General features: G+C 56.3%; 10 protein-coding genes, 1 tRNA gene and 1 pseudogene. 6 read left to right on the top strand and 6 right to left on the bottom strand.

All coding sequences use genetic code 11. From position 1 onward, the window contains the following. Window positions 1-16 precede the first annotated feature (16 nt). From Q3Y66_RS06685 to Q3Y66_RS06665, 6 genes and pseudogenes are all read right to left on the bottom strand, one after another. Window positions 17-964, bottom strand: coding sequence for an ABC transporter permease (locus tag Q3Y66_RS06685; protein WP_008960018.1), 948 nt, complete (start codon window positions 962-964; stop codon window positions 17-19). Between the two features lie 236 nt (window positions 965-1,200). Beyond that, window positions 1,201-2,139 carry a sugar ABC transporter substrate-binding protein gene (locus tag Q3Y66_RS06680; protein ID WP_008960017.1) on the bottom strand — a complete coding sequence of 313 codons (939 nt, stop codon included), beginning with the start codon at window positions 2,137-2,139 and terminating at the stop codon, window positions 1,201-1,203. Between the two features lie 243 nt (window positions 2,140-2,382). Then, window positions 2,383-2,496: pseudogene (locus Q3Y66_RS20945) on the bottom strand (IS5/IS1182 family transposase); the annotation flags it as partial. Between the two features lie 577 nt (window positions 2,497-3,073). After that, window positions 3,074-3,150 (bottom strand) — tRNA-Arg (locus Q3Y66_RS06675). 86 nt (window positions 3,151-3,236) lie between these two features. Continuing rightward, complete coding sequence (locus Q3Y66_RS06670) at window positions 3,237-4,184, bottom strand: AEC family transporter (RefSeq protein WP_008960016.1); 948 nt, start codon at window positions 4,182-4,184, stop codon at window positions 3,237-3,239. A 146-nt stretch (window positions 4,185-4,330) separates the two neighbouring features. Further along, the gene (locus tag Q3Y66_RS06665) at window positions 4,331-6,337 is read right to left on the bottom strand and encodes a diguanylate cyclase (protein ID WP_035587536.1); all 2,007 of its coding nucleotides are present in this window, start codon (window positions 6,335-6,337) and stop codon (window positions 4,331-4,333) included. Window positions 6,338-6,760: 423 nt separating this feature from the next. Between Q3Y66_RS06665 and Q3Y66_RS06660 the strand changes: the two genes are divergently transcribed. The 6 genes from Q3Y66_RS06660 to Q3Y66_RS06635 are packed head-to-tail and all read left to right on the top strand — an operon-like array spanning window position 6,761 to window position 21,138. Next, window positions 6,761-8,767 (top strand): capsular polysaccharide biosynthesis protein, encoded by a 2,007-nt coding sequence (locus Q3Y66_RS06660; RefSeq protein ID WP_008960014.1) that lies wholly within the window; start codon window positions 6,761-6,763, stop codon window positions 8,765-8,767. 1 nt (window position 8,768) lies between these two features. Continuing rightward, complete coding sequence (locus tag Q3Y66_RS06655) at window positions 8,769-10,010, top strand: capsule biosynthesis protein (protein WP_008960013.1); 1,242 nt, start codon at window positions 8,769-8,771, stop codon at window positions 10,008-10,010. Further along, window positions 10,007-10,804, top strand: coding sequence for an SDR family oxidoreductase (locus tag Q3Y66_RS06650; RefSeq protein WP_008960012.1), 798 nt, complete (start codon window positions 10,007-10,009; stop codon window positions 10,802-10,804). The genes Q3Y66_RS06655 and Q3Y66_RS06650 overlap by 4 nt, the downstream gene beginning before the upstream one ends. Then, window positions 10,797-12,401 carry an LTA synthase family protein gene (locus Q3Y66_RS06645; RefSeq protein WP_008960011.1) on the top strand — a complete coding sequence of 535 codons (1,605 nt, stop codon included), beginning with the start codon at window positions 10,797-10,799 and terminating at the stop codon, window positions 12,399-12,401. Before Q3Y66_RS06650 ends, Q3Y66_RS06645 begins: the two co-directional genes overlap by 8 nt. Beyond that, the gene (locus Q3Y66_RS06640; protein WP_008960010.1) at window positions 12,398-19,816 is read left to right on the top strand and encodes a type I polyketide synthase; all 7,419 of its coding nucleotides are present in this window, start codon (window positions 12,398-12,400) and stop codon (window positions 19,814-19,816) included. Before Q3Y66_RS06645 ends, Q3Y66_RS06640 begins: the two co-directional genes overlap by 4 nt. Next, entirely contained in the window at window positions 19,813-21,138 is a 1,326-nt protein-coding gene (locus Q3Y66_RS06635; RefSeq protein ID WP_008960009.1) for an aminotransferase class I/II-fold pyridoxal phosphate-dependent enzyme, read from the top strand. The genes Q3Y66_RS06640 and Q3Y66_RS06635 overlap by 4 nt, the downstream gene beginning before the upstream one ends. The last annotated feature ends 14 nt before the right edge of the window (window positions 21,139-21,152 follow it).

Genomic DNA, 21,152 nt, shown 5'->3' with positions numbered 1-21,152 from the left:
GTTTTACTCCTCCGCGTTATGAGTGGGTCGTTAGCAAGCGCTTACGCTTGTTAGCGAGATCCAGCCATACGGCCAGGATGATGATGACCCAGGTCACGATCCACTGGATGTAATAGGGGTAGCCCATCAACAGCAGGCCATTCTGAATAAAGCCCAGGATCAACACACCAATCACGGTTTTCCAGATGCTGCCAGCGCCCCCCAGCAGACTAGTACCACCAAGGATGATGCCGGCCAGTACCAGAAGCTCATAACCTTGGCCAACATTGTTTTGTGAGCCCATCACCCGCGAGCCAAGAACAAGTGCCGCACACGCCACACAGAACGCTGAGATTAGATAGGTGCTGAACACGCACCAGTTCTTACGAATGCCCGAATAAACGGCAGCCATAGGATTGCCACCGACAGCAAAGATCCGACGCCCGTAGCCTGTGTAGCTCATCACCACTTGAACCAGAATGGCCAGCAAACCAAATAGCAAGATAGGGACAGCAATACCCGCTAAATAGCCACGCCCAAAGAACGCAAACCACGTGCCGTCCTGATTCGCGATATCAACGTTTTGGCCACCACTGTAGATCAGCACGAAGCCTTGAATGGCAGACAACATCGCCAGCGTGACAATCAGGGAGTTAAGGCGCAAAAAACCGATCAGAATGCCATTGACGGCACCCAGCATCAGCGTTAATGCAAACATCATCAGAATGGCCGTGGTCGGGCCAACCTTATCGTGTAGATCCACCACCAACACCGTCGAAAACGACAGCATCGACCCCACGGAAAGATCCAGATTACCGCCAATAATCACCACCGTGACACCCACGGCGATAATGCCAATAATCGAGGCCTGACGAACCACGGTCATGATGTTTGACTGGGAAAGAAACTGCTCTAAAAAGAAAGAAAAAACGAACATGCCAACCAGGAAAAAGAGGAGAATTCCCTGGGCCGATAGAAAACTCATAACGCTTTCTTTGCCAAATTTTCCTGCTGGCAGACTAGATTTTGATTGTTCTGCGGAAGCCATGCTAATCACCTGTATAAAATCAACCCGGAAAACACCGGTTAGTGCAATGGACAAGTACGTCATCCATTGACGCTTACCGTGCACTCCAGCGCAGAAACCCTACCTTCAGGCGCATGCTGGTTCCCAGAGACTACGCACTCAACGCAGCACTCTGGGCAGCAGCATGCCTCGCTTCAGAAAACGGGACGATCGAACTCGCTCAAGTTTTCAGCGGTGATTTTGGGTGTCTCGAAGAAGTTCATCTTCGGCACCTCTTCACCGGCTAATACATCTAGCGCCGTTTGTAGGGCGGCTTCCGCATCATCGACCGGAGACTGATAGATAGAACCGTAATACTCGCCGCGCTCTATCGCGTCGTAACCAACAGCGAAATTCGTGGCACCGATGAAAACAATATCACCAGCACGCTTAGCCCCTTTTGCCGCGTTCAGGGCGCCAACACCCATGTTGTCATCGCCGGAATAAACGCCGTCAATACGGTCGTATTTGGTAAGGAAATCCTCCATGACCCGCTGAGCCCGCTCACGGTTCCAGTTGCCTGGCTGTGTCTCCATCAGCTCGACTCCCGGACACATTTCGGCTAGGCGATCTTCGAAACCAGCCGCGCGCTCCATGGCGGTGGTGTAGCCCGGCTGCCCAGCAATTTGCACGATCTGCCCCTCGCCCCCAAGGGCGTCACACATCATTTCAGCAGAAGAGGCACCCTGCTGAATATTGTCAGGCCCTGAGAAGGCCGCAATGTAATCAAGACCTGCTTCAGCTATTTTGGAATTAGTAACAACGACCGGAATACCCGCCTGATGAGCCTGACGAATAGCAGGTATAACGGCTTGGCCATTGGTCGGCCAGATGATGATCGCATCCATCTGCTGCTGGACAAGGTTACGTACTTGACCAATCTGACGTGCAACATCACCGCCGGCATCTAACACCACAATATCAACGTTGCCTGCCTCTTCAGCAGCAGCTTCAAACGCACTTTCATAGGTCGTTTGATAGCTATCCACACCCACGTTGTTTTGAGTAATGCCGATGCGATAAGGGCCTTCAGCCTGCGCTGTTGTGATGGACATCATGATGACAGAGGCGGCAAGAGTGGTTTTCTTGAACATTGCGTTTCTCCTAGCGTTTTTAATAATTGTTTTTTTAGCCTGCAAGCGAAGCAAGCTTGGGTTGGAGCTTACAGCCGGGCTTAGTTTCGGCACAACGTGACCACAGCATAGAAATGACCAAACTGGTTTTTTTAAGCTTTTCGTTCCGAATCAAGCTGTAGATTGATGAATCAGCAAACCTTCCGGAAATTCGGAGCGGCTATAAGCCTGGATTCAAGCAATAAGTGCATGGTTAGGCGCTGACTAATGGTCGATGCACGCCACGCATAACATCGCCTGAAAACTAGTTGCCAGCTTTTCATAGCGTGTGGCGATGCGGCGTAACTCTTTAAGCCAGCAAAAGCAGCGTCCTACTGCATGCCGTAGATGATATTTGTACTTATCGAACTATCTGGGCAGCCCAGGCAGTGTTCTTCAGTGCATATTGCGCTGAGCAATCACGGGTTTCATGCCGTGCCTATCGCAGTCATGGAGCAGCTCATCGCTGTCATCTCCTTTATAAGCCGCTATATAGCGACTAAGTCTGTGAGGACGCCTGACACTATGTGGCAGAGAGATTCTCTTCAACGTGAAAGCGAAGTGCCGAAAAGCTACTTGTTGGCTAGCGGACAGCGTGCACGGCAGTGACACACCATGGCGATCACAAACCAAATGAATTTTGGTAGTTAAAACGAAACGGCTATGGGCGAGGTCTAGCGGTTCTTTCGAGCCCCCTTTTAGCCGCCTCCAGCGGCAGCGCGTATGGCTCGCACTGAAGTGGCATCAATCATCCACGTGTCCAGGGCCATAAGCCCATCCTCACGTAACTTGAGCAGCAAGCGAGAAAGAGCCGCTTCAATGCAGTGCTTGTAAAGCTAGGGGAACCACTAGGGGGAACTAAAGGCTTGAGTGGGGAATGCACTAAAGAATCACGTCATTAAGCCATTGATTTAAATGGCGTCCCTGGCAGGAGTCGAACCTGCGACCTGCCGCTTAGGAGGCGGCTGCTCTATCCTACTGAGCTACAGGGACTTAAGCGGAGTACAAACTTGAGGGCACGTAGTATAACGCGTCCAGTTAGGCAGGGCCAACCGAGTTGGCTCGCTTCAATCTAATTGCTAAATCCAACCAAGCAAACGCAGGGCAAACACGCCCAGCGTGACGGTGATACTGGCCATCAGTGTGGTGATGGCGATGATGTTAGCCGCGAGGGCGACATTGCCGCCTATGGCTTTGACCATCACAAAACTGGCGGCTGCGGTGGGGCTGGCGAAGAAAAGAAACAGCAGGCCCAGCTGTTCGCCTGAAAAGCCCATCAACCAAGCCGCGGCAGTGGACAGCACCGGGAGCGTGACCATTTTCATCCAGCTCGCGCCTAGCGCCACCTGGCTACCGTCGCGCATGCTCGAAACGGAGAGCGTTGCGCCGATGCAAATCAGCGCCAGCGGCAGCGTTAACGAGGCGAAGTAGTCCCCAGAGGTAATCAACCAGCTCGGCAGTGGAAGCGAAAGCGCGGTGAACGGCAGCGCGGCGAAGACAGAAATAATCAGCGGATTGGTGATCACGTGCTTTAGCAAACTGCGCCAGTCGGTAGACTGGCCCGGCTGATAGGTCGCCAGCACCACCACAGAGAGTGCGTTGTACATCACAATCACCACGCCCAGCAGCAGGCTACCTGCAGAAAGGCCATAGTTACCGTACATGCCCGCTGCAAGTGCTAGTCCCACTACACCGCAATTGCCGCGGAACGCGCCTTGAACGTATATACCGCGATTTTCACGTGCCACCCGGTAATGCGCCCACGCCCAGCTCAGCAGAAACTGCCCCAGCGTCGCCACACCAAAAAACACTATCAGTGAAACATCTAGCGCAACGCTTAGGTCGGCTTTTATCAAGCTAAGAAAAATAAGGGTGGGCAGAGTCGCTTTAAAGACTAAGGCTGAGGCAGTTGAGACGAAAGCACTGTCGATCCATTTCAAGCGTTTAAGGCCCAGACCTATAAACACCATCGCAAAAACAGGCAGCGTAATATCCAGCGTGCGAGCAAACAATTCAATTAGGTTCACAACAGTATCTCGATCAGCCTTAGTTTTAAAAAATTGGCTTATAATAACAAATTCAGCACTTGCTTATATTCTACTGCTGGGCAAGTTTTGTCGACTTGTTAAGCACGCCACAGGCATCAAGACGGCTTGGTGCATAGCGATAACTATTAAAACCGATCGAAAAGCTCCATGACATCATCATGACTTTGGGGCGTATTGACCACTACCCCATCACGCCCTTGGCCTTTGGCTGCATAGCTGCCGGCATCGGCCCGCGCTAAGATATTCATCACATTGGTGTCGTCTTCATCAAAAGTGGTAACGCCGATGCTTAAAGTGACGACGTACTCTTTACCTTCGTGTTCAACCGAGATTTCACCCACCGCTTTGCGCAATGATTCAGCTATTTTTTGCGCCTGGGGTAAAGTACAGCTGGGCAACAGCACGCCAAATTCATCACCGCCCTGCCTAGCGGCATGGTCACTACGACGCACTTCCCAGGCGACTACCTGAGCAATACGACGCAACATTTCATCTCCCAAGGCATGTCCACCTTCATCGTTGATGGGCTTAAAGTGATCTAAATCGAACATCAAAAGAGCCGAAGGGGTGCTGGTTTTTTGGAAATCGGCAAAGGCTTCTTCAAGGCGACGCTCAAAACCTCGACGATTTAACAAGCCAGTTAGCGGGTCATGTTCCGCTTCCCAACGCTGAATAGCCTCCTGCTCCCGGCGCTCTGTGATGTCTTTAACGACCCCTACCAACCCAAGTGTATGACCATCTTGGGAAAGCATGACCACGCGAGCATGAATATCCAGCCACAGCAGCTCTTGATCGCTGCGTAAAAAGCGTAACTGACGCACAAAATCACTCCCCGTGCGTAAACTATGACGCCAGAGGTCTCTAGCCCCTGCGCGATCTTCTAATGGAATCTGTTCAAACCATGCTTCTAAAGGTAAATAAGAGGAAACCCCCAGCAATTTCAAAAGTGATGGATTCATATAGGTAATATCGCCATTAATGTCAGCAACAAACATTCCTTGGGGCACCGTGTTTAAAACAGAATCAAGAAAAGCTTCCCGCTCTTGAAGATTACTCATCAATAGCTGGCGCTCATTCTCGACCCGGTTAAAAGTATATGCCACTTGCTGTAACTCGTGCATATTGGTGGCAAGACTGACGCTTTCACGATGCCCTATCCCGACTTCTCCAATTTGGGTTTCTAAATGCTTAAGAGGAGAAAGGACATGGCCTAACATCCACCATATAAAAGGGAACATCAGCAAAATCAATGCGATCCAAAGCCACCATAGCTGCTGAATAAAGCCTGCCAGTGGCAGCTGTGCTTGATCAACCGGCAAATACAGCCCAATAATCCAACCTGCAGGCCACACTTGTGCATAGGATTGTAGTGCGGTTTGGCCGTCTAAAAGCTCACCGAAGCCATCTCCTTCCCAGCCATCTAACGCCAAGTCTAACCAAGGATTTAACGCCTTGTTCGGCACATCTAAGTTCACTAACGCACTATCTGGGTGATATAAGATTTTGCCAGACGCCGTTGCAACACTCGCGTAGCCATTCTCCCCCAAGCGTATCTTTGCAATACGCTCGAATAAACCGCTAGAATTTAGGGCTACCACGCCACCCACAAACCCGGCAAACTGACCGTATACATCAGTTCGTGGCACACCAATGAGCACCATTGGCATACCAGTCGCCCGCCCTAAAAATGGTTCACTAACATAATTTTTTCGAGTGCCTCGCAGCACACCGAAGTACTCAAGATGCTCGGTTTCAAGGCCAGCACGACCTTCTACCTCCGGCCAGTCAACTAACACATGCCCACTAGAATCGGCGACTATAAGCGACTCAAACAATGTCATTAAAGCATCATTATCACGCAAGGCCTTGAGCAGTGCCTCAGCATCATTATTGTCACCAAGACTGGCATCGAGCCTTTCAAGTGCGTGAATACGCAACTCAACTTGCTGGGTAACTTCGCTAGCAAGAAGAGAGGCCTCATAACGCAGATGGGTCATATTCGTCTGATGCACCATCGCTTTACCAAGCTGCCACGACATGCCCAACACCAACGTCACGACTAAACCCCAAGTAAGCGCTAGCCCCAGCAGTAGTCTGCCTCTTAATGAGCGAGGGAGGAGTATGACTTTCATAGGAACAATTGCACGCACCTAGCGAACTTGATATGCATTAAAACTCATTTATTGAGATGGGCAGACAAGTATTGTCTAAATACTTTCAACAACCAACTTAGAGAAAGTATTACCTATGTGATCGTTGATGTACATCAACCATACATAGCTTTTGTTAACGCCCGAGCTGGAGAGTGCGCACAGACAAGCTTACCTAGATGGGCTCGCCTCCTGGGTACTTTTTTATTTACTGGTAAGCAATTTAGTAGCCTTTCATGGAAAAACTATAAAATATTATAAATACAATATAGGTTCGCGGCTCAGCCCGCCCTATTGCCACTTCCTTCCATGGCTTTTCAGGGAGTTGTGAATTGATAACCCTAGCCAATTCACGTATGTTCGCCCACCTATCCTTCATCCTGCTACATTACTGCGGCCTTACTTATGGCAAAACGAACAGCCGGTTATACATCCTCGGGTATTCGCAAACTGGTCGCCCTGACTGCGCTGCTGCCCGAATTTGATCGTTTTGTCCACCTCAACCCATTGAAGCCGAAACCGCATGCTGTCATTGGTTGGGGGTTAAAGCCCACCAGCATTCGTGCCAGACAGTATGCAAAACGACATCAGTTACCTTATATCGCGCTAGAAGATGGCTTTATACGCTCGCTTGGTTTGGGCGTAGACGGCTTTCAACCGCACAGCTTGGTCGTCGATGAAACCGGCATTTATTACGACGCGTCACGCCCTTCTGATTTGGAAAACTGGCTCAACACAGCCAGCTTTAACGATGAAGAGTTAGTCCAAGCAGAACGCTGCATGGCGCTGATCAACCGCTATCGTCTCTCCAAATATAACCACGCCCTCGACCAGCCGCTTCAGGTCTCGAGCCGAGCCCGCGTATTGGTGGTGGACCAAACAGCTGGAGATGCTTCTATTTATTACGGCGGTGCCCAAGCGGAAAGTTTTCAGAAAATGCTGGAAGCCGCGTTAGAAGCGCATCCCGAAAGCGATATTTTGGTCAAGATCCACCCCGATGTTATCGCGGGCAAAAAACAGGGCCATCTGCTTAATGCCGCTGACCACCCCCGCTGCCGGGTAATCAGTGAAGACCTTAATCCCTGGGCACTATTTGACCAAGTTGATCACGTTTACGTCGTGACCAGCCAACTGGGCTTCGAAGCGCTGCTTGCCGGTAAGCAGGTACACTGCTTTGGCATTCCGTTTTATTCGGGTTGGGGCCTCACCCATGATCAACTGGCCTGCCACCGTCGCCGCATTAAACGCCCATTAGTTGAAGTGTTTGCCGCTGCTTATTTACGCTATTGCCGCTACGTTAATCCTTACACTCGGCAATCTGTCACGCTAGAAGAGACCATCGCCTTGATCGCCGACCAAAGGCGCCAGCAGGAGCGCTACCGGGGAAACTGGCGGGCATGCGGTTTTTCCTCATGGAAACGGCGCTTTATCGGCGACTTTTTAGGCCCCGCCGCTCAAGTGAATTATCATGCTAAATTACCAGCCAGCAAACAGCCCGAAGAGCATCTGCTGGTATGGTCAAGCCGCATTGATGCTGATTTTAAACATCAGCACCCCCAACACATGGCCAAACTATGGCGCATGGAAGATGGCTTCATCCGCTCGGTGGGACTTGGGGTCGACCTCACCCAGCCATTGTCGCTGGTGATTGATTCCCAAGGCATCTATTACGACCCCGGTCAGCCCAGTGATTTAGAAACCCAGCTTAATCATGCTCACTTCAGCAACGACCTGCTGCTGCGTGCCCAATATTTACGTAAACGGCTAGTGGCGCTCAAACTCTCAAAGTACAACTTAGGTGGTCAGGCTAATATTAGGCTGCCCAAAGGGCGCCACACCATACTGGTGCCCGGCCAAGTAGAAAGCGACGCCTCGATCGCCACCGGCTCCCCGCACATTAATACCAATAGCGGGCTGCTTAGTGCCGTCCGGAGCGCGCATCCAGATGCCTTTATTGTCTACAAAGCCCACCCGGATGTAGTAAGCGGTGCACGTATTGGAGCACTCGATACCAACGCAAAACGCCTGTATGATCTAGACGCCAGTGATATTGACATTGCAACGCTGTTAGAGCGCGTCGATGCGGTTCACACGATGAGCTCCTTGACCGGATTTGAAGCTCTTTTGCGCCAGCGGAAAGTCTGCACCTACGGACTACCCTTTTATGCTGGCTGGGGGTTAACGCAGGATGCGCTTAGCTGCCCACGCCGCACACGTTCACTCTCGTTGGATGCGCTGGTTGCCGGCACGCTGATTCTTTACGCTGGCTATGTAGACCCCACGACTCGTCAGCTATGCAATGCTGAAACCGTCGTCAGCCTGTTGGAACAGGCAAGAACACATAAAAACCCCCTTACATGGAAACAGCATCTCTACCGCTGTTATCGTAATTTGTTGATCGGAAGGCATTGAGTTGAAGCATCAGAAGCGTGCATTCTTATTTTTGCAGGGCGTTTGCTCACCGTTTTACCAGCGCTTAGCCAAGCGCTTGGTCAACGATGGGCATCGTGTTGTTAAGGTCAACTTCAATGCTGGCGACATCGCCTACTGGCAACGTACCCACGGCGAAAGCCACCTGTTTCGCGGCCCCATGTCGGAACTACCCAACTATATCAAGGCACTGTGGCAGCAGTATGCCATCACCGACCAGGTCGTCTTCGGCGACCGACGCCCGATACACCGCCCCGCCGTCGACAATGCGACCGCCGCTGGCGTTCGTACCCATGTGTTCGAAGAGGGTTACTTTCGTCCGTTCTGGATCACCCTGGAACGCGAAGGAGTCAACGGCCACTCGTTGCTGCCCCGTGATCCACGCTGGTTTTATGAAACCGGCAAGGCGCTGCCCGAACCACCAGCACCGGTCCGTTTCCGCTCCTCGTTCAAGATCCGCGCAATGCACGATGTCGGCTATCACCTGGCCGGACTGGCCAATCCGCTCGTGGCACCGCACTACAGTAACCATGCGCCGATCACCGCCCCGGTCGAATACGCGGGCTACATCAAGCGATTTGCCCAACTGCGGGCTGTCTGGAAGAAACGCGATGCCGAACGCATCAAGCGGCTAATCGAGAGCGGTCGCCCCTATTTCATGCTGCCTCTGCAGTTAAACAGCGACGCGCAAATTCGCGATCACTCCCCATACGCCAACATGCAGGAAGTGATGGACGATGTCATGGCATCGTTTGCCCGGCACGCGCCCAGCGATACCCAGCTATGTATCAAGAACCACCCGCTGGACATGGGGCTCGTCAACTATCCCAAAATCATCCAACAGCTTGCCGACCGCCACGGTCTCCAAGGGCGTATTGTCTATCTGGAGTCGGGGGATCTCAACGCCCTGCTCAAGCATGCCAGGGGCAATGTGACCGTTAACAGCACCGTGGGCATCGTGTCGCTGGAGAAGAACTGCCCAACCTTCGCCCTCAGCGATCCCATCTACAACCTGGATGGACTAACCTACCAGGGCGACTTGGCGGATTTCTGGCAGCAGCCACAGCCGCCCAATGGCGAGCTATTCGGCTATTTCCAGAAAACCGTGATGCATGCCGTCCAGGTCAACGGAGGCTACTACTGCCAGCCCGGTATCGATCTGGCTGTGGATAACGCCGCCCGCATACTCGAAGCCTGCCCATCGCCGTTGGAGAGATTGTTGTGAGCCAATCCCAACGCTCTCGCTGTGTACTGATTACCGGCGCCACGGGTGCAATCGGTGGGGCGCTCGCTCGCGCCTATGCCGACCCTGCCACCCATCTTGTGCTGCACGGCCGACAGTTAGAAACGCTCGAAGCGTTAGCAGCAGCCTGCCGCCAGCAAGGTGCCCAGGTCACGCTCTCGACCATTACGCTAACCGATGATCCTGCTTTAAAAAGCTGGCTAGAGGAACTTTGCGCCGAGCAGGTACCGGATATCGTGATTGCCAATGCGGGCAAAAACACCCATCCCCAAGCTCCTGCTATTTTAGAGCCCTGGGCAGACGTACAAGCGTTGCTGGATATTAATCTGAAAACGCCCATCGCCATGGTGCAACGCCTAGTGCCCGCCATGCAGGCTCGCGGCAGCGGCCAACTGGTATTGATCAGCTCGCTTGCCGGGTGGCACGGCCTACCCACCACGCCCAGCTACAGCGCCAGCAAGGCAGGCATTAAAGCCTACGGCGAAGGGCTGCGCGGGCTGCTCGCCCCCCATGGCATTGGGGTGACTGTCGTGATGCCTGGCTATGTTACCTCGCCTATGTGCGATGCCATGCCCGGCCCCAAACCGTGGGAGTGGCCGCCCGAGCGCGCCGCGAACGTCATCAAGCGGGGTATTACTTCTAACCGGGCTCGCATCAGCTTTCCGTTTCCGCTTAATTTCGGCACCTGGTGGTTAGCGGTGCTGCCCGCCGCCGTATCGCAGTGGCTAATTAAACGCCTGGGCTTTAACCACTCAGCAGGCACACCCCATGATTAGCGCGCTGATGTGGCCACTGCTCATCGGCCTGTTGTTAAGCGGTGGTGTTGAAGCCCTGCTCAACCCCCGGCCGCGCCCCTTCTGGCAGCGTGGCGTGGCGGCTAATGGCGTGCATGCGGGCTCATGGGTGCTGCTGTTTGGTCTATTAGTGTTGCTGCTGCAGCGTCCCTGGTTCGCGGTCATGGTGTTCCTCTCGCTACAGCTCGTCGTCGTGCAGTCTAGCAATACCAAGTCGAACACGCTCAACGAACCGTTTATTTGCCACGACTTTGAATACTTCTGGGACGCCATTCTGCATCCGCGCTTATACGTGCCCTTTTTCGGCATTGGCTTAGCGATAGCCGCCAGCAGCGCAGCGGCGATTGCCATTGGGGCGTTCTTCTATTGGGAAACGTCGCTCGTCACGAGCGAGGGCGCAAGCCGCTTTTTAATCAGCGCGTTGGAGATTATCGCCATCGGCGTGCTGCTGCTCTCTTTCAGCACCCCCAAGCTTCCCGCCATTACCCTGCAACCCACTCAAGACCTGGAGCGCCTGGGGCTGTTTGCCAGCCTATGGGCCTACGGTATGGCGCTGATGCGCTCACCTATTCCAACGCCAGAGCAGTCGCCTTTTTATCAGTTAACAGCGGTGGCTAAAACGTCTCAAAACGAGCCAACCCTGCCGAACGTGGTACTGGTACAGAGTGAATCGTTTTTCGACCCCCGCCCCTGGTGCAGCGAGGTGGATGCCAACCTGCTACCGCATTTCGACGCCACCCGCGCAAGCGCCACCCTGCACGGAGCATTGAATGTGCCCGCCTGGGGAGCCAACACCGTGCGTACCGAATGCGCCGTATTGACTGGCATTGCCCCCCACCAGTGGGGGGCACGTCAGTTCAACCCTTACCGCACCCTCTTGCGCCACCCGCGTCCCAGCCTGGCGAGCGCACTGAAAGCGGCCGGTTACCGCACGATATGTGTGCACCCCTACCTCGCAAGTTTCTATTTTCGCCACAAGGTAATCCCCCAATTGGGCTTTGACCACTTTATAGATATCAATGCCTTTGAGAGCAGTGACAAAAGCGGCCAGTACATCGGTGACCTAGCGGTTGCACGAAAGATTGGACGCCTGCTGGAAGATGACGATAATAGGCCGCTATTTGTGTTTGTCATCACCATGGAAAATCACGGCCCGCTACATTTGGAAGCGCCTAACCAAGCGACGTTAGTAAACACGCTGCCCCATGCGTCTTGGCCGCTACCTGGCCACCTGCGCGAGTTCGCAGTCTATTTGCACCATTTAAGTGAATCCGACAAGATGTTGGCCAGCGTTAAAAAATCGCTAAATACGGCAATGCGACCGGGCCTGTTAGGCTGGTATGGAGACCACGTGCCGATTCTGCCGGAGGCGTATACACACTTCACGCCCCCTGATAGCCGTACTCCCTACATGGTATGGTCAACTGAACATAGGGCAACGGCGCATCTGGCAAAAGACAATGAGCCATTTGAGCTAGCCGCTAACGAACTTGGTGTCCAGCTGTTCAAACAGGTGTTTGGACACGATATGAATAGCGATGTGATCAAGGCAGAACCAGAACCTCAGGAGCAAGAATGACTAAACGCGTTGCCATCATCGGCGCCGCCCATCGTTTCCCCGGCACCACCCCTGAAACGTTCTGGCAGGACCTGCAAGCCGAAAAAGATTTAGTGACCGAAGTGGCCGCCGATCGCTGGAGCCACGACGCCTATTTGCACCCGGATAAACGCCATCCTGGCACCAGCGTGACCTTTGCCGCCGGTAGCCTGGGCGATATCAGCGGGTTCGACGCTGAGTTTTTTGGTATTTCACCCCGTGAAGCGGCCAACATGGACCCCCAGCAGCGCATGCTATTGGAGCTCGCCTGGGAAGCCATGGAAGACGCCAGCATTCTGCCCAGCTCCCTGCGCGGCAGCCAGTGCGGTGTCTTCCTGGGCGTCGCCAGTCTCGACTATTCGTATCGCCTGGCGGACGACATGGCAGCGATCGACGCTTCTACGGCCACCGGCAATACCTCCAGTATCGCCTCGAATCGATTGTCTTACGTGTTTGACCTCCACGGCCCCAGCATGTCGCTGGATACCGCCTGTTCGTCCTCCATGGTGGCCTTTCACCAAGCCTGCCAATCGATTCGCAGTGGTGAAACCAACATGGCGCTAGCGGGCGGCATCAGCCTTCACCTGCACCCCTACGGTTTTATTATCTTCTCCAAAGCCAGCATGCTCTCGCCCACCGGGCGCTGCCAGGTATTTGATGAAGCGGGCAACGGCTATGTACGCTCAGAAGGGGCTGGCATTTTCCTGCTTAAGGATTACGACCAAGCAGTCGCCGACGGCGACAACATTATTGCCGTCGTGGCAGGCTCGGCGGTCAATACCGATGGCCATAAATCCGGCCTGACGGTACCTAACCCCAGTGCTCAAATTGACCTGATGAAGCGCGCCTACCAGCAGGCGGGCATTTCGCCGGACGAGATCGACTACCTGGAAGCTCACGGTACCGGCACCGCCGTAGGCGACCCGATTGAAACCCGCGCCATTGGCGAAGCGCTCGGCCAGCACCGTAAAACACCGCTACTGATCGGCTCGGTGAAAAGTAACCTGGGCCACCTGGAAACAGCTTCCGGCGTAGCGGGTCTTGCCAAGGCGCTCTACAGCATTCAGCACCGCGAAGTGCCTGCCACCATCGGCATTCGCAAGCTTAATCCGCGCATCAAGTTCGATGAGTGGAACCTGTCGGTCGTCACCAAAGGCCAGCCGCTGAAGAAAGAGGGTCGCCTCGTTATCGGCATTAACTCTTTTGGTTTCGGCGGGGCCAACGCCCACGTGATTCTGGAAAGCCCACCCGAGCGGAGCAAACCTGAGCCACAGGCGCCAGATGCACCGCTACCGATTCGCCTTAGCGCCCGCAGCGAAGCCGCGCTCAGCCAAAGCGCCGAAACGCTAGCCATCTACCTGCGCGAAAACGACTTGCGCGAAAGTAGCGACATCAGCCTGTATGACATCGCTTACACGCTGTTCCACCACCGTGATCGGCATAGCCATGGTGCGCTGTTGTTTGCGCAAACGGTTGAAGAAGCCGCTAGACAGCTCAGTGAATACGTTGCCGGTGAAACCAACAGCGTCACCACACTCGAGCGCTTGCCCAATGCGGTAGGCCCGGTGTTTGTTTACGATGGCAACGGCTGCCAGTGGGAAACCATGGGCCGCGACCTGCTCAGCGAGTCGCCGCTCTTCGCTGTCACAATTGACCGCGTCGACACCCTTTTTCAGCAGCACGGTGATTTCTCGCTGCGCGCAGAACTTGAAGGCCGTAATGGGCAAAGTGATGACAACCGCTTCGCGCTGACCGAAATTGCCCAGCCCGCCCTGTTTGCCCTGCAAGTGGCGCTTACCGAGTGGCTGCGCGAGCAAGGCATTGTCCCCACCGCGGTGTTCGGCCATAGCGTAGGTGAAGTGGCCGCCGCCTGGGCCAGCGGTGCGCTGAGCCTGGAAGATGCGGTGAAAGTGATTTACTACCGCAGCGATTATCAAGGCAAAACCCGCGGTCAAGGCGAAATGACCGCCGTGGCCATGAGTGCCGACGACATCGCCGGGTGGCTCGAAAAACCCGAATACAGCAAGGTTTGCCTGGCCGGCATCAACAGCCCTAAAGGCATTACCCTGGCGGGCGACAGCCAACAACTGGGTGCCTTGGAAGCGGCGCTAAGCGGACAAGATATTTTCGCCAAGCGCCTGCCGCTGGATTACGCCTTCCACAGCCCCGTGATGGACAGTATCGAAGCAGGGGTGATCAACGCGCTGGCGGATATTACGCCGCGGGCGACGCAGATTCCCTACTACTCCACCGTGACCGGCGAGCAAAGCGACGGGCTTGCGTTGGACGCCACCTACTGGTGGAAAAACATTCGTGAGCCGGTGCTGTTTGACGCTGCCGCCAGCGCGTTGATGGAGCAAGGCCATAACGTCTTTGTAGAAATTGGTGCTCACCCCATTCTGCGTCGCTACCTCAATGAGTCACTGCGCCAGTTGGAGCGCCCCGGTCTGGTCTTCGGCACCATTGAACGCCATAAACCGGGCGTTGAAGGCTTGCAACGCTGCTTAGGCCAACTGCTGCTCAGCGGTCTTGATTTGGCTAGCCGCCACCTGCAGGTGGTCGGCCAACGCGTGCCGCTGCCGCGCTATCCCTGGCAGCGTGGCCACCACTGGCTACACGCCACAAACGACAGCCAAGGGCTGCTTGCGCGCTACTACCAGCACCCGCTGCTGGGCTACCCGTTGGCACAGCACGAACACACTTGGGAAAGTCAGCTCGATACACAGCGCCAGCCCTGGCTGGCCGACCACGTCGTCGGCGAAGGCGCCGTCTTCCCCGGCGCCGGTTTTGTGGAACTGACCCTGGCCGCGGCGCTACAGCTTAAAGACAGCCCACTGCTGGATATCGAAGAGCTCGAAATTCGCGCTCCGCTGCTGCTGGACGGCCCCCATGGCCGTGCCATGCGGTTGACCTATCTGCCGGAAGATGGCCGCCTGGAGATCCACTCCCGCGAGCCTGCCAGCGGCAGTGAATGGCAACTGAATGCCGTGGCCCGCACCATGCGTGAAAGCCGTGGTTTCCTGCTAAACCGCAAGGCCCCTGCGCTACCTTCCCGCGCGCCGGACTACACGCTGGAAGAGCACCTGCAGATGGCCGAGCAAATTGGCCTGCACTACGGCCCCGCCTTCCAGGCCATTTCCAAGGGCTGGATCGAAGGCGATGCGGTAATTGGTGAGATCGCCCTGTCGGAGGAGGTGCAGGCACAGCTCGACACGCTGCACGTACACCCCGGCATTCTGGATAGCGCCTTCCAGATGTTTATTCCGCTGCTGGCCCAGCATAGCGAGTTCGCCGCCCAGTTGGCCTTTGTCCCGGTACGCGTCGGGCGCATTCAGGTGAACACTCAGGCGGGCGCGCCGGTTATCGCCCGCGCCGTGATGGGCAAGCGCGCACCGCACTCCTTTACCGCCGATTTCGAGCTGTATGACGCCGCAGGCAATGCAGTTGCGGTATTGAGCAAAACCCGCTTCAAAGCGATTCGTCTTAACCGCGCGCATCATCAGCACTTCAGCTACCTGGATGTGGAACTGACCCCGGCGCCGCTGCGTTCAGAGCCACTGGCCCTGCCCGCCGAAGCACTGGCCCGGCTGGCCGATATTGCCAGCGTTTACGCTGAAAGCACCGGCCAACGCTATGGCAACGAAGTCGCCCCACTGCTCGACAGCCTCAGTGAAGCCTTTGCCCAGCAGCGCCCAGACGCAGAAACCGATACTGATTCAGAAGGCGCACAGCACTCACCAGACGTTATCTGGCAACTGCTGGTGCAGGACTACCCCGACTACTTTGCGCCTATTCATTTGGTAGGCCGTTTAGGGCTTCACCAACAGGCGCTGCGCAGCGGCAGCAGCGATCTTGAAACGCTGGGCATAAGCCAGGAACACCTTGCGCGCTTGAACCGCGTGCTGGTGGGCGAAAGTGGCTGGCAGGCGTTGGCAGGTGAAATAGGCGAGTTGATAGATGCGCTGATCGCAGGGCTCCCTGGCGGGCAGCGTTTGCAACTGCTCGAAGCAGGCCCGAGTGCGCCTGCATTGGGCGAACGCTTATTGGAACGCAGTGCCCAAGCGCTTTACCACGACCTTACCCATTACCGCGTGATCACCACCCTCGATAGCACGCGCCATCAGGCGGAACAGCTGCAAGAACGTTTCCCACTGATGGATATGCAGCACCTCGATCAAAACGACTTCGCTGAATTAGCCGCCCCCAGGGGCGTTGAAAAAGCCCAAGTAGCGTTTGTTAGCGTGGATATCACCCATCCCGCCGCGACGCGCCAATTGATAGAAGCACTGCCCGCGCAGCTAGCGCCAGGCGCCCAGGTCATGGTGATCGGTATCGCCCCGAGCCGCTGGCTGGATGACATGCTGGCCACGCCCGGCATCGATCAGACCGCGCTGGAGCAAGAGACGCTGATCGGCTGGCTGAACGACCAAGGCTTTGTGGTTTCCACACCCATGGCGCTGGAAGAGAGCGAGAGCGGTGCCTATCTGCTCCACGCCCACTATCCGTTAGCCGTGGACGAAGTCGAGTCCACCTCAACGCAGCGGCGTCACTTGGTGGTCTCCGATCAAAACAGTGAAGCGCTGGCAGCTACTCTCGTCGACGCACTGCAGTCGCAAGGCGCTTCTGCGCTGCTCAGCACTAGCCAGAGCGAACCCGCTGAGCTGCTGGCTCATGCGCTAGCGCAACCGGCGCTGGCGAATCACTCAGAGCAAACGCTCAATGTCATTGACCTGCGTGGCCTAGGGGCTAACAGCACTGAAGCGCAAACCGCCCGCTGTGATCACGCCCTCAAGTGGACGCTGGCGTTAGAGCAGCAGTCGCTCGCCGCCTCCTTATGGCTGGTGACCCATGGCCTTAGCGCGCTCTGGCAGCCATCGCCCGCCACTAGCGCTAACGAGGCGCCTGGTGATGCCGCACTTTGGGGCTTTGGCCGCTCACTGGCCAATGAAGCCGTCGGGCACAACGTCTATCTGCTGGATATACCGGCAGCGATGAGCGAGCCAGCGCTAAACGCCTGGGCTACGCTATTGGCTCAGCCGGATAGCGAAAACGAAGCGCTGATCGATCATCAGGGCCACCGCTTTGCCACTCGGCTGCGCACCCTGCCCGCGCCGCGTCCGGCGGCGGCAGAACCGACTAACGAGCAGACTAAACAGCCGCAGCAAGCGATGACGCTAGGCTTTGCCATGCCTGGGCAACTGCGCCAGTTAACGTGGCGCCCTCGCCCGCTACCGCAAGCCAGCCCTGACGAAGTCGCCATCAGCGTTAAAGCCACCGGGCTTAACTTCCGCGATGTGATGTACACCCTGGGCCTGCTCTCCGATGAAGCGATCGAGAACGGCTTCGCCGGACCGACCCTGGGCCTCGAATTCGCGGGCGTGGTCGAATCCGTGGGTAGCAACGTCACCCACGTGACGCCTGGCCAGGCGGTAGTCGGCTTCGGCCCCGCCAGCTTCAGCGATAAGGTTATCGCCAGCCAGCACGCCGTTGCCCCGCTGCCGGAAGGCATCAGCTTTGCCGCGGCAGCCACGATTCCAACGACCTTCTTCACGGTCTACTACGCGCTCAAGCACTTGGCGCGGGTAGAACCCGGCGAAAAAGTCCTGATTCACGGCGCCGCTGGCGGCGTGGGGATCGCAGCGCTGCAAATTGCCCAGTGGCTAGGCGCGGAAATTTACGCCACGGTGGGCTCTGAAGAGAAGCGCGACTTCCTGCGTCTGATGGGCATCAATCGGCTCTATGACTCGCGCTCGCTCACCTTTGCCGAAGAGATCCTGGAAGACACTCAGGGCGAAGGCGTGGATGTGGTGCTTAACTCCCTCGCCGGGGAAGCGATCAACCAGAACCTGCGCGCGCTGCGTCCGTTCGGCCGCTTCCTGGAGCTGGGCAAACGCGACTTCTACGAAAACACCCATATTGGTCTGCGCCCGTTCCGCAATAACCTCAGCTACTTCGGTATCGACTCCGATCAGCTAATGAAGGTGCAGCCCGCGCTGACACAACGCCTATTCGGCGAAATGATGGCGCTGTTTAACGACGGCACCCTCAGCCCGCTACCGTTTACCTCGTTTAGCCACACACAAGTGATCGACGCTTTCCGTTATATGCAGCAGGCGCGTCAAATCGGCAAGGTTGTGGTGACCTACGAACAACCCATCGCACCGCCCAAAAACGAAGTACTGGGTACGGCAGCGATGCAACTGTCCGCGGATGCCAGCTACCTGGTGACCGGCGGCCTGGGTGGCTTCGGGTTAAGAACCGCCCAATGGTTGGTCGAGAAAGGCGCGCGGCAGCTGATTCTGCTTAGCCGCAGCGGCCCTGCCAGCGAAGAAGCCCAAGCAGCAATGGCGGCCTTCGAGCAGCAAGGCGTCAAAGTATTGGCTGCGGCCTGCGATATCACCAACCGCACTGCTCTGTCCGCGGTATTTGATCGCGCCAAGGCTGAACTCGCACCGCTACGCGGCATTGTGCACGCCGCCACGGTAATCGACGATGGCCTGATCCGTAACCTGAATGCCGAACGTATTCAGAAAGTGTTGGCGCCCAAAATCGACGGTGCCCGCCACCTCGATGCGCTAACCCGCGAAATGGCGCTGGATTTCTTCGTGCTCTACTCGTCGGCCACCACGCTGTTCGGTAACCCCGGTCAGGCTAACTACGTGGCCGCCAATCACTGGCTGGAAGCCTTTGCCGCTAACCGCCGCGCCGCTGGCTTACCGGCGACCTGCGTACGCTGGGGCGCCATTGAGGATGTCGGCTTCCTGGCCCGCAACACCCGCACCCGGGATGCCCTGCAAGAGCGCCTGGGCGGCTCGGCGCTACGCTCGGAGGACGCGCTGAACGTGCTGGAGCAGATGCTGCTGACTCCAGGGCCAAGCCTGGGCGTGCTGGAGCTGGAGTGGGGCGCGCTTGCTCGCTTCCTGCCGACCGCTGAAGCACCCCGCTTCAATGAAATTGCCCGTGCCAGCGACGACGACAGCAGCACAGATGCCGACGACGACATCAGCGCCCTGCTGGCCGACCTCTCGCCAGAGGAGCTGCACAGCACGGTCACCGACTTACTGCGTGCCGAACTGGCCAGCATTCTGCTGATCGATGAAGAGAAGCTCGATATTCACCGCTCGGTCTACGACATGGGCTTCGACTCCCTAATGGGCGTCGAGCTAATGACCGCTATCGAGAACCGTCTGGGCGTTCAGGTGTCAGTGATGGTACTCAGCGAAGCCTCGACGCTGGACAAGCTGGCGGGCGTGCTGATTCAGAAAATGCATCAACACGACGATGTTGAAGATGCTCCGCAAGATGCGATAGCTTCTCTGGCCGCACAGCACGGTTCGGAGGGGTTCACGATTGAATCTACCTCTGCTTCTTCATCACCCGCGACCGAGACACCATGACCGCCAAGCGCTCTGAACTGAAACAGCAGCTTCTGGAACAAGCACGCAAACGCGCCGCGCCGCGTGCTGCCAGCGCTACCGCGTCGTCATCCAATGGGCAAGGGGCTGAGCAGCGCACGGTGCCGGAGCGCTTTACGCGCTTCGATGCCCAGCCCGGCTACCAGCAAATTGCCATGATGCGCCAGGCCGCCGATCAGCTAGGCTTGGTCGACCCGTTCTTCAAGGTACACGAAGGCACCGCTGGGGCGACCAGCGTGATCAACGGGCAGACCTGCATCAACTTTGCCAGCTACAACTACCTCGGCTTCTCGGGCGACCCACGTATCAACCAGGCCGCCTGCGATGCCGTGGCCCGCTACGGAACGTCAGTCTCCGCCAGTCGCGTGGTCTCCGGCGAACGGCCTATCCACCAGGAGCTGGAACAGGCCCTGGCCAAAACGTATGACGTTGAAGATGCCGTCGCGTTTGTCAGCGGTCATGCCACTAATGTTTCCACACTCGGCTACCTGCTCGGCCCTAAAGATTTAGTGCTCCACGACGAGTATATCCACAACAGCTCACTCGTCGGCGCACAGCTTTCTGGCGCCAAGCGCATGCCGTTCAGCCATAATGATCCTACTACGCTAGAAGCCCTGCTGGCACGTCATCGGCACCAGTTCGAACGGGTACTGATTGTCATCGAAGGGCTCTACAGCATGGATGGCGACATCCCGGAGCTTCCGCGTTTTATCGAACTCAAGCAGCGCTACCAAGCGTGGCTGATGGTCGATGAAGCCCACTCATTCGGGGTAATGGGCGACACCGGCCTGGGGCTGCGCGAGTATTTTGATATCGACCCGCGCGATGTGGATATCTGGATGGGCACCATGAGCAAGGCCATGGCTGGCTGTGGCGGCTACATCGCCGGCAGCAAGCCGCTGGTTGAAACCTTGCGCTACCTGGCGCCCGGTTTCCTCTACAGCGTGGGTATGCCCGCACAGGTCGCCGCCCCTTCGCTGGCCGCGTTGCAACTGATGCAGCAGGAGCCCGAACGAGTCCAGCGCCTGCACGCCATTTCACGCTACTTCCTGGAACAGGCCACCGCCCGCGGGCTGGATACCGGCAAGAGCATCGGAGCAGCAGTCGTGCCTGTTATTATCGGCAGTTCGGCGGCTGCGGCTCGACTCTCGCACGGGTTACTGGAACAGCAGATCAACGTACAGCCGATACTGCACCCGGCCGTACCCGAAAAAAGCGCACGGCTGCGCTTCTTCCTTTCCTGTGATCACACTCAAGCGCAAATTGATCAAACACTTGATGCATTAACCGCGCTGCTGCAATAATTTAACAGTGCTTT

It is taken from the genome of Halomonas sp. HAL1 (genome assembly GCF_030544485.1).
Taxonomy (GTDB): domain Bacteria; phylum Pseudomonadota; class Gammaproteobacteria; order Pseudomonadales; family Halomonadaceae; genus Vreelandella; species Vreelandella arctica.
Note: the sequence above shows the minus strand (reverse complement) of the source record. Positions and strands in the feature narration are given on the sequence as shown.

Excerpts from the sequence above, each read along its gene's own strand:
- Q3Y66_RS06685 (WP_008960018.1), bottom strand. The coding sequence starts at position 964 with ATGAGTTTTCTATCGGCCCAGGGAATTCTCCTCTTTTTCCTGGTTGGC.
- Q3Y66_RS06680 (WP_008960017.1), bottom strand. The coding sequence starts at position 2,139 with ATGTTCAAGAAAACCACTCTTGCCGCCTCTGTCATCATGATGTCCATC.
- Q3Y66_RS06665 (WP_035587536.1), bottom strand. The coding sequence starts at position 6,337 with ATGAAAGTCATACTCCTCCCTCGCTCATTAAGAGGCAGACTACTGCTG.
- Q3Y66_RS06660 (WP_008960014.1), top strand. The coding sequence starts at position 6,761 with ATGGCAAAACGAACAGCCGGTTATACATCCTCGGGTATTCGCAAACTG.
- Q3Y66_RS06645 (WP_008960011.1), top strand. The coding sequence starts at position 10,797 with ATGATTAGCGCGCTGATGTGGCCACTGCTCATCGGCCTGTTGTTAAGC.
- Q3Y66_RS06640 (WP_008960010.1), top strand. The coding sequence starts at position 12,398 with ATGACTAAACGCGTTGCCATCATCGGCGCCGCCCATCGTTTCCCCGGC.
- Q3Y66_RS06635 (WP_008960009.1), top strand. The coding sequence starts at position 19,813 with ATGACCGCCAAGCGCTCTGAACTGAAACAGCAGCTTCTGGAACAAGCA.